This window comes from Haemophilus sp. HMSC61B11, assembly GCF_001838615.1.
Classification (GTDB): Bacteria; Pseudomonadota; Gammaproteobacteria; order Enterobacterales; family Pasteurellaceae; genus Haemophilus_D; species Haemophilus_D parainfluenzae_AD.
The window spans coordinates 19861-29158 of sequence record NZ_KV837988.1 but is presented as its reverse complement, the minus strand read 5'-3'; the positions used below and the strand labels follow the sequence as shown (position 1 = coordinate 29158).

Here is a 9298-nt window from a genome sequence, read left to right as displayed (position 1 = left end):
TTTTCACGAGCACCTTCTACATTGTCTAAAATCCATTTCACTTTTGTACCAGAGAAATAGGGATCCACCACTAAGCCCGTGGTATTGCGGATATAGTCTTCGTGACCATCCGCTTTAAGTTTGTCTGTAATATCTGCAGTACGACGACATTGCCACACAATCGCATTATAAATCGGTGTGCCGGTTGCTTTTTCCCACACAATGGTGGTTTCACGTTGGTTAGTAATACCAATTGCCGCGATTTCGTCAGAGGTAATGCCTGCTTTTGCAACGACTTCGTTTAATGTTGAACTTTGTGTTGCCCAAATTTCCATTGGATTATGTTCCACCCAGCCTGCGCGTGGATAAATTTGTGTAAATTCACGTTGGGCGATTTCGACAACATTCGCATTGTGATCTAATAATACTGCACGAGAACTTGTGGTACCTTGGTCCAAAGCGATGATGTATTTTTTGTCTGTCATGGTTCTATTCCTTAGAGTGCTTGGCACTCTCATTAAATGAATGAAGAAATTTTGAGCTTAAACGAACAAATTGCGAGCCTAACTTAATTGAATTCGAACTTAATTGGAATAAGCAATGTTTGGTTTTGTGATGGGGGTCACAGATTTTTTTATTAAAATATGTAAACGATTGCGTTAACGCACAAAATAATGTGATCTTTGTCGCATTTTTAGAAAATAGATCGATTTTATCTATTGAATTAATTGGTTAAAACTAGATAATGGCGCCACTCACTTTGAGTATCTCAATATTTGATCAAACAACGAAACGAATTGCAAATCAAGATTTCTTTAATGAAATCATTAAGTTAATCATTATTTGGAGGTTCTCTTATGAATGTCTATTTTGCAGAATTTTTTGGCACAGCACTCTTAATCCTGTTAGGTAACGGTGTGGTAGCCAACGTATGTTTAAATAAAACGAAAGGGCAAAGTTCTGGTTGGATTGTGATTACTACCGCGTGGGCATTTGCGGTGTATGTGGCCGTTGTTGTGACAGGTCCTTACAGCGGGGCGCACTTAAATCCAGCGGTAACACTTGGTGTGGCAATGAAGGGTGTATTTGCTTGGGAGCTGGTACCAGGCTACATCGCGGCACAAGTGGTGGGGGGCATGGTAGGTGCGTTGTTGGTTTACATTATGTATAAAGATCACTTTGCAGCGACCGAAGAAGAGGGCTTAAAACGCGCTTGTTTCTGTACTGAACCAGCAATTCGTAACTATCCAATCAACTTAGTGAACGAAATTGTTGGTACCTTCGTACTCGTCTTCGTAATTTTCTATCTTGCGGGGGCAAACATCACTTTACCTGGCACAGCAGAAAGCACACCTATTGGTTTAGGTTCTATCGGGGCATTACCAGTAGCGATTTTAGTTTGGGCAATAGGTTTGAGCTTAGGTGGAACAACCGGTTCTGCGAACAATCCCGCTCGAGATCTTGGTCCGCGCTTAACCTTAGGTCTTTTCCTGGGTGGTACATTAAAAACTAAAGCTGACTGGGGATACAGTTGGGTGCCGGTTATAGGGCCATTTATCGGGGCGGCTTTAGCAGCAGTATTCTATAACGCCATTACGTAATTTATTCAAATAGAAAGAGCGGTCAAAATTCATGGTGTTTTTTGACCGCTCTTTTTATATTTAGACGTTTGATTAAATACAATAATCTTCGAATTCCATTGGCATTTTAGCTTGCAATAAGAACTGCTTTGTACGTTCTTGTTGAGGGCGGCTGAAGAAGTTTGCCGCTGTATTTTGTTCAACAACTTGACCATTTTCCATAAGAATCACACGATCAGCCACGTCTTTGGCAAAATTCAACTCATGGGTGACAATAATCATTGTCCAGCCTTCTTGTGCGAGCATTTTGAGTGCTTGTAACACTTCACCGACGAGTTCAGGGTCAAGAGCGGAAGTAGGCTCATCTAACAAGATAATATCGGGTTTAACGGCTAAAGCACGGGCGATCCCGACACGTTGCTGTTGACCACCAGAAAGTTGAGAGGGATATAAATCCGCTTTTGCTTTTAAACCAACTTTTTCCAATAATGCTAAGGCTTTTTCACGCGCAATCTCTTTCGCTTGTTTTTGCACAACGACCATGCCTTCCATCACATTTTCAAGTGCCGTGCGGTGGGGAAATAGATTGTATTGTTGGAACACCATTGAGGAACGACGACGCAATTTTAGTTCATCGGCTTTGCTGATCTTCTTGCTGAAATCAATAGTTAAGTTTCCATCGGTAAATGCTAATACTCCTTTTTCTGGGCGTTCGAGCAAATTTAAACAGCGTAAAAAAGTCGTTTTGCCTGAACCTGATGGACCCAGAATGGCAACCACTTCGCCTTTATTAATTTCAAAATCAATGCCTTTTAATACATGGTGGCCATTAAAACTTTTCTGAATATTCGTGACTTTTAACATAACCAGTCCTTATAAATGGCGAGAAAGGCGTTTTTCTAAGCGGGTTTGCCCCATTGACAGCACAAAACAGAATACCCAATAAATGAGAGCCGCTTCGCTGTAAATTAAAATAAACTCATAGTTTTCAGCCGTGATGTTTTGTGCCACACGAAATAATTCCGCAATCCAAACGAGCGAAGCGAGAGACGTATCTTTCACTGTGCTAATGAATGTGTTTGATAGCGAAGGGACGGAAATACGTAAAGCTTGAGGCATAATGGTACGCACGAAAGCTTGTGTGTAATTCATGCCTATCGCATAAGAGGCTTCCCATTGACCTTTAGGAATAGCAAGAATAGAGGCTCTCACTGTTTCTGCCGCATAAGCACCAATATTAATAGAGAACGCAATAATGGCGGTTGGGAAAGGTTCAAGTTTGATGCCAACTTCGGGTAAACCGTAGAAAATAATGAAGATCTGCACCAACATTGGCGTGCCACGAATAATTGAAATATAAGTGCGACAAATGCCCTGCAGTATTTTGGTCATTAAATTGGGATGTGGCAATGTGCAAATCACAGCCACGATAACCGCAATGAATAAACCGCAAAAGAAGGAAATGACCGCAAGGGGGATCGTATATAAAATTGCCCCTTCCATCATAGGCCAAAACGAGCTGATTACATAATCAGCTCGTTCTGCGGTCATAAATGGAAGGCTGGCTAACCAATTATTGAGTAATGTCATCGCCAAACCATTTGATTGAAAGTTGTTTTAAAGTTCCGTCTTTGCGTAGTTCTTCAAGTGCTTGGTTCACTTTTGCAATAAGCGGTTCTTCACCTTTCAAGAAAGCAAAACCGGTTGGGATTTTTTTATCACTTTCTACAGCAATTTTTAAGCCTGAGTTAGGTTGTTTTTTGAAGTAATCTAATACGGCAAGCTTATCGTTTACTGTTGCATCAACACGACCTTGTTTTACCGCCTCAAGGTTTTGCGCCAAGCTATCTACAGTCACGATAATCGCACCATTATCACGTGCATCTTTGCTCCAGTTACTGGTTGCAGATTGTGCAGATTTTTTACCTTTTAAATCAGGGAATGATTTAATGCTATCGTTATCAGCTTTCGTCACGATTACGCCAGCAGAGTAGTTATAAGGTGCACTGTAATCATATTTTTTTAAACGTTCTGGGCTTGGATTGGTTTGGTTCGCAATAACATCAAAGCGTTTTGCGTTTAAACCTGCATACATGCCATCCCAAGCGGTTTCTTTAAATTCAACTTTCCAACCTAATTTTTGTGCAACTTTTTCGATAATTTCCACATCGAAACCGGTTAACTTGCCATCTTTATCGTGGAAAGTAAATGGTGCGTAAGTACCCTCAGTACCAACTAATAAGGTTTTAGTTTGTTCAACGCGATCAGCAATTTCACCGGCGTTAGCAAAAGTAGAAAGGGCTAATCCTGCCGCTAAAAGTGCGGTGCTAAAAAATGATTTTTTCATAAGTATTCCTTTTTTAGATAAATAACGAAAGTGAAATGAATTATAAGAAGCGAAAAAGAAAAGAAAAGTATTATTTATTTATGAATTATTTCTTTTCGTTATATCAAATAAAAACTGTTTAATTAATAAACAAAAAAGGTCTGTAAAAACAGACCTTAGATAGAATGAATTCAATCAATAGATTAAGCTTCAATACCTTCGAATAACGCCGTACTTAAATAACGTTCTGATGCAGAAGGTAGGATTGCAACGATTAATTTATCTTGGAATTCTGGTAGTTTTGCTAAGCGGTCAGCCGCTGCCACAGCCGCACCTGAAGAAATACCTGCAAGAATACCTTCCTCAGCCATTAAGCGACGAGCGGTCGCAATTGCCGTATCGCTATCTACAGTTTCCACGCGATCAATTAATGATAAATCTAAGTTTTTCGGAATAAAGCCCGCACCGATACCTTGAATTTTGTGTGGACCTGGTTTCACTTCTTGACCAGCAAGGGTTTGGCTAATAACAGGTGATTCTGTTGGTTCAACCGCTACAGAGGTAATTTTTTTACCGTGATCTAATTTGATCGCACGAGAAATACCGGTAATTGTACCACCGGTACCCACACCGGCAACCACAACATCAACTTTACCTTCAGTATCTGTCCAGATTTCTTCACCGGTAGTTTGACGGTGAATGTCCGGGTTAGCCGGGTTTTCAAATTGTTTTAGCATCACATAATGATTTGGGTTAGACGCCACAATTTCTTCTGCTTTAGCGATCGCACCTTTCATCCCTTTTGAGCCTTCAGTGAGCACAAGGTTCACCCCTAACCCACGTAATAAACGTTTACGTTCAAGACTCATGGTTTCAGGCATGGTTAAGGTGATTTTGTAACCGCGTGCTGCTGCTACATAAGCTAAAGCAATACCGGTATTACCGCTGGTTGCATCTACAATTTCTTTACCCGCGGTTAAAATGCCGTCTTTTTCTGCTTGCCAAATCATATTGGCACCAATACGGCATTTCACGCTGAAGCTTGGGTTACGACCTTCAATTTTTACGACAACGTTACCATTGTGTCCGAAGTGTTTTAAACGAACTAATGGAGTATTACCGATTGAGTATGAGTTATCTGCATAAATTGTCATTTTACTGTCCTTTTATATTTTGGAATGAGTTGATGCAGTAGTTATAACATCGGCTTTTATATAAAAAAAATAGTTAATAGCTATATTTTATAACTAAATGCTATTTATTCACGATGTTATTTCCTGAAGGCTTAATTTCTGTACTCGTAGAACGTGTCACAATTTGTGTTGAGCCTGAAGTGCGGTCAAAATTCATATCGAATTTTAATTGTGAGCGATAATTTTCGACCCACATTACCGTTGCACCACAGACCGCCACAGGAATAATCACTAAATTCACGATCGGCAATGCGGTACAAAGGGTAATTAATGCCCCGAATGTCAGGCTTTGAGAACGTCTTTCGCCTAACGCATTTTTCATAATGCCAAAAGAAATTTTATGATTATCAAACGGGTAGTCACAGTACTGAATCGCCATCATCCAACAGGTAAACAAGAATGTCAGCACAGGAATAATGGTTTGTCCAATAACTGGGATGAAACTCAATAGGAACAAGCCCACAAATTTCGGTAAGCTGTACCATAATTTTTGCCATTCGCGGTTTAGCATACGCGGCACATCTTTCATGATTTCAGCCAAACCATCATCATTAACGGCTTCGCCAGTCAGCATTTTTTCGACTTTTTCTGCCAACAATCCATTAAACGGTGCGGCAATAAAGCCTGAAAGTGTCGTAAAGGCAAAATAGAAAAATAAGAGAATTGAGCCTATAGACAGCACGAGCAAAATCACACTTAAAAAGCTTAACCAATCTGGAATAAAGCTCATCACCCAGTCGATCATTGTGGAGATTTGTGAAACAAATAGCCAAAATAAGCCAGTGAGTAGGACGACGTTAAGTAAAATCGGCATAATCACAAAACGGCGGAGGCCTTTTTGCGTAATGAAATGCCAACCCATCACGAAATGATTGAAAGCAGATTTTATTTCATTTTGATCGATCATCATTGTTCCTTTAAATTAAAAAGTAAAAAATACAAAATGTCACAGAAAGACAATATTTTTTGAGAAAAATTCCATCTCATCCCTTTTAATATCTTGTTTGCTTTCCTATTTTTTCACCTGCGGAAATGTGGTAGGATTAGCAAAAAATCATTGCGTTAAGGAGCAACAAGAATGGACTTAAATACCATTTTGATTATTTTAGGGGTGATTGCTTTAATTGCCTTAGTGGTACACGGATTATGGTCAAATCGTCGTGAGAAATCAAAATATTTTAAAAGTGCGAATACATTTAACCGCACTTCTAAAAGTGGGGAGGTCAATTCTTTTTCGCAAGCCGCTGATCCTAATGCGGATATTCGTTTAACACATCGTGCTCAAGCGGCACAGCCTGTACAACAAAATGTTCAACCTAAAGTGACACCTCAGGCGGCAAGCCAACAACAATTAAATTTTGATGAGCAACATGCTCAAGTTGATGCGCGTCAAATAGAAAAAAGTGTGGATGATATTAAAATCTCCTTACCAAATCAGCCAGTTTATGAGATGAATACGGCGCAACCTGCTCCTGCGCCACAGCCTGAACCTGTGGTTTATCCTGAAACGAATGTACAACCGAAACCACGTGTGGCAGAGATGACAATCGAAGAATTAGAAGCTCAAAGCAATGATTTTGATGGTGTGAATTCTTCTTCGCCTGAATTGCGTGAGCAGTTAGCCGAGATGTCATTAAACCCACATCAAGAACTCACTCACGAGAATGTGCATTTTAACTATCACGAACCGGTAGAAGTTGAAAAACCAAAACAAACCACCGGTTTTGTTCAACTTTATGTGATTTCAAATCAAAATCGTGAATTCTATGGTCCACAATTATCTCAATCTTTAGAAAACTTGGGATTCATTTTTGGCGAGCGTCAAATGTATCACCGCCACTTTGATTTAAGTGTGGCAAGCCCAGTGTTATTTAGTGTGGCAAACATTGAACAGCCCGGTACGTTTGATTATTACAATATGGCAGAGTTTTCAACCATGGGCGTAGTGCTCTTTATGCAGCTACCATCACCAGGTAATAATTTGGCAAATTTACGCATGATGATTCGCGCAGCGAAAACTATCGCAGAAGATTTAGGTGGTGTAGTGTTGACCGATCAACAAGAAATTTTTGATGATGTAGCTGAGCAAGATTATTTATCTCGCATCGCATAAAACGCACGAAAAAATAACCGCACTTTGGGCGAGCCGATGGTTCGCCCATTTTAATTCAATGAGTAAACCGTTAGAGAACATTATGAGCCTTCAGCAACAAATTGATACATTACGTCATGATCTTCGTCGTTATGAATATGAATATCACGTATTGGATAACCCAACCATTCCGGATGCGGAATATGACCGTTTATTTCATCAACTTAAAGCCTTAGAAGCCGCTCATCCGGAACTCATTACGGCTGATTCACCTACTCAACGCGTAGGCGCTAAACCACTGTCAGGCTTTGCACAAATTCGTCATGAAATTCCAATGCTGTCTTTGGATAATGCCTTTTCCGACGAAGAGTTTTATGCATTCGTAAAGCGCATTGAAGATCGTCTTATTCGTTTGCCTGAACCGCTTACTTTCTGCTGTGAACCTAAGTTAGATGGTTTAGCGGTGAGTATTTTGTATGTGAATGGCGTACTGACTCAAGCTGCAACCCGTGGTGATGGGACGACAGGGGAAGATATTACTGCCAATATTCGCACGATTCGAAATATTCCGTTGCAGCTTTTAATGGACAATCCACCCGCACGTTTAGAGGTGCGCGGTGAAGTATTTATGCCACACGCAGGCTTTGAGCGTTTAAATCAACTGGCGTTAGAGAAAGGTGAGAAAACTTTTGCTAACCCGCGTAATGCTGCAGCGGGATCGTTGCGCCAGCTCGATCCGAAAATTACGAGTAAACGTCCATTGGTCTTGAATGCTTATAGTATTGGTATTGCTGAAGGGGTAGATTTACCGAATACACATTATGATCGTTTGCAATGGTTGAAGTCTATTGGGATTCCAGTAAACCCAGAAATCCGTTTATGTAACGGCACAGATGAAGTGTTGGATTTTTATCGTGATATTCAAAATAAACGCAGCTCTCTTGGCTACGATATTGATGGCACCGTGCTGAAAATCAATGATATTGCGTTACAAGAGAAATTAGGTTTTATCTCAAAAGCACCGCGTTGGGCAATTGCTTATAAATTCCCTGCACAAGAAGAATTAACTCGCTTAAATGACGTGGAATTCCAAGTAGGCAGAACGGGGGCAATTACTCCAGTAGCCAAATTAGAGCCTGTATTTGTGGCTGGGGTAACAGTAAGTAATGCTACATTACATAACGGCGATGAAATTGAACGCTTGGATATTGCTATTGGCGATACAGTGGTCATTCGCCGTGCGGGAGATGTGATCCCTCAAATTATCGGTGTATTGCACGACCGTCGTCCAGCGGATGCGAGACCGATTATTTTCCCTAAAACTTGTCCTGTATGTGATTCGGCTATTGTTCGCATTGAAGGCGAAGCAGTAGCACGTTGTACGGGCGGTTTGTTCTGTGCCGCACAGCGTAAAGAAGCGCTTAAACACTTTGTTTCTCGCAAAGCCATGGATATTGATGGCGTAGGGGGGAAATTAATCGAGCAGTTGGTGGATCGTGAATTAGTTCATACACCGGCCGATTTATTTAAGTTAGATTTAACGACGCTAACCCGTTTGGAAAGAATGGGCACAAAATCAGCCGAAAATGCCTTAGCGAGCCTTGAAAAAGCAAAAAATACGACGTTGGCTCGTTTTATTTTTGCTTTAGGGATTCGTGAAGTGGGTGAAGCAACGGCATTGAATTTAGCAAATCATTTCAAAACCTTAGAAGCTTTGCAAAATGCAGATTTAGAAGCCTTACAGCAAGTGCCTGATGTGGGCGAAGTAGTGGCAAATCGTATTTTGGCGTTTTGGCACGAACCACATAATGTGGCGGTAGTGAATGATTTAATCGCTCAAGGCGTACATTGGGAAACCGTGGAAACCAAAGAAGTGACAGAAAACCGCTTTAAAGGCAAAACGGTTGTATTAACCGGAACCTTAACTCAAATGGGACGTAATGAAGCTAAAGCCTTATTACAAGACATGGGCGCGAAAGTGAGCGGCTCGGTTTCAGCAAAAACAGATTTTGTGATTGCCGGTGATGCGGCGGGTTCTAAGCTCACAAAAGCACAAGAATTAGGTGTTACCGTTCTAACGGAAGAAGAATTTTTGGCTCAGATTTAACCGTCTCAATCGAAAAAAAAA

General features: G+C 40.7%; 9 protein-coding genes. 3 read left to right on the top strand and 6 right to left on the bottom strand.

Annotated elements, in window-relative coordinates:
- The coding region (locus HMPREF3263_RS06725; RefSeq protein WP_256337435.1) for an FGGY family carbohydrate kinase at window positions 1-464 on the bottom strand (464 nt) is incomplete at its 3' end.
- A gap of 372 nt (window positions 465-836) precedes the next feature.
- Here HMPREF3263_RS06725 and HMPREF3263_RS06720 point away from each other — a divergent pair.
- Window positions 837-1580 carry an MIP/aquaporin family protein gene (locus tag HMPREF3263_RS06720; protein WP_070853114.1) on the top strand — a complete coding sequence of 248 codons (744 nt, stop codon included), beginning with the start codon at window positions 837-839 and terminating at the stop codon, window positions 1578-1580.
- A gap of 72 nt (window positions 1581-1652) precedes the next feature.
- Here the strand turns inward: HMPREF3263_RS06720 and HMPREF3263_RS06715 are convergent, their stop codons facing one another.
- The 5 genes from HMPREF3263_RS06715 to cysZ all read right to left on the bottom strand — a co-directional run bounded on the left by HMPREF3263_RS06715 (window position 1653) and on the right by cysZ (window position 5985).
- Entirely contained in the window at window positions 1653-2423 is a 771-nt protein-coding gene (locus tag HMPREF3263_RS06715) for an amino acid ABC transporter ATP-binding protein (protein ID WP_070853113.1), read from the bottom strand.
- A gap of 9 nt (window positions 2424-2432) precedes the next feature.
- On the bottom strand, window positions 2433-3149 hold the full coding sequence (locus HMPREF3263_RS06710) for an amino acid ABC transporter permease (RefSeq protein ID WP_005697396.1): 717 nt from the start codon (window positions 3147-3149) through the stop codon (window positions 2433-2435).
- Window positions 3133-3906, bottom strand: a complete 774-nt coding sequence (locus HMPREF3263_RS06705) for an amino acid ABC transporter substrate-binding protein (protein WP_005697382.1) — start codon at window positions 3904-3906, stop codon at window positions 3133-3135. The genes HMPREF3263_RS06710 and HMPREF3263_RS06705 overlap by 17 nt, the downstream gene beginning before the upstream one ends.
- 182 nt (window positions 3907-4088) lie before the next feature.
- Window positions 4089-5039, bottom strand: coding sequence for a cysteine synthase A (cysK, locus tag HMPREF3263_RS06700; RefSeq protein WP_049385096.1), 951 nt, complete (start codon window positions 5037-5039; stop codon window positions 4089-4091).
- Window positions 5040-5139: 100 nt separating this feature from the next.
- Entirely contained in the window at window positions 5140-5985 is an 846-nt protein-coding gene (gene cysZ, locus HMPREF3263_RS06695; protein ID WP_049373827.1) for a sulfate transporter CysZ, read from the bottom strand.
- 171 nt (window positions 5986-6156) lie between these two features.
- On the opposite strand from cysZ, the gene zipA reads away from it, so the two are divergent.
- Together zipA and ligA are read left to right on the top strand one after the other, a co-directional pair.
- Window positions 6157-7191 (top strand): cell division protein ZipA, encoded by a 1035-nt coding sequence (gene zipA / locus HMPREF3263_RS06690; RefSeq protein ID WP_049375827.1) that lies wholly within the window; start codon window positions 6157-6159, stop codon window positions 7189-7191.
- An 82-nt stretch (window positions 7192-7273) separates the two neighbouring features.
- Window positions 7274-9277, top strand: coding sequence for an NAD-dependent DNA ligase LigA (gene ligA / locus HMPREF3263_RS06685; RefSeq protein ID WP_161798924.1), 2004 nt, complete (start codon window positions 7274-7276; stop codon window positions 9275-9277).
- Window positions 9278-9298: the final 21 nt, after the last annotated feature.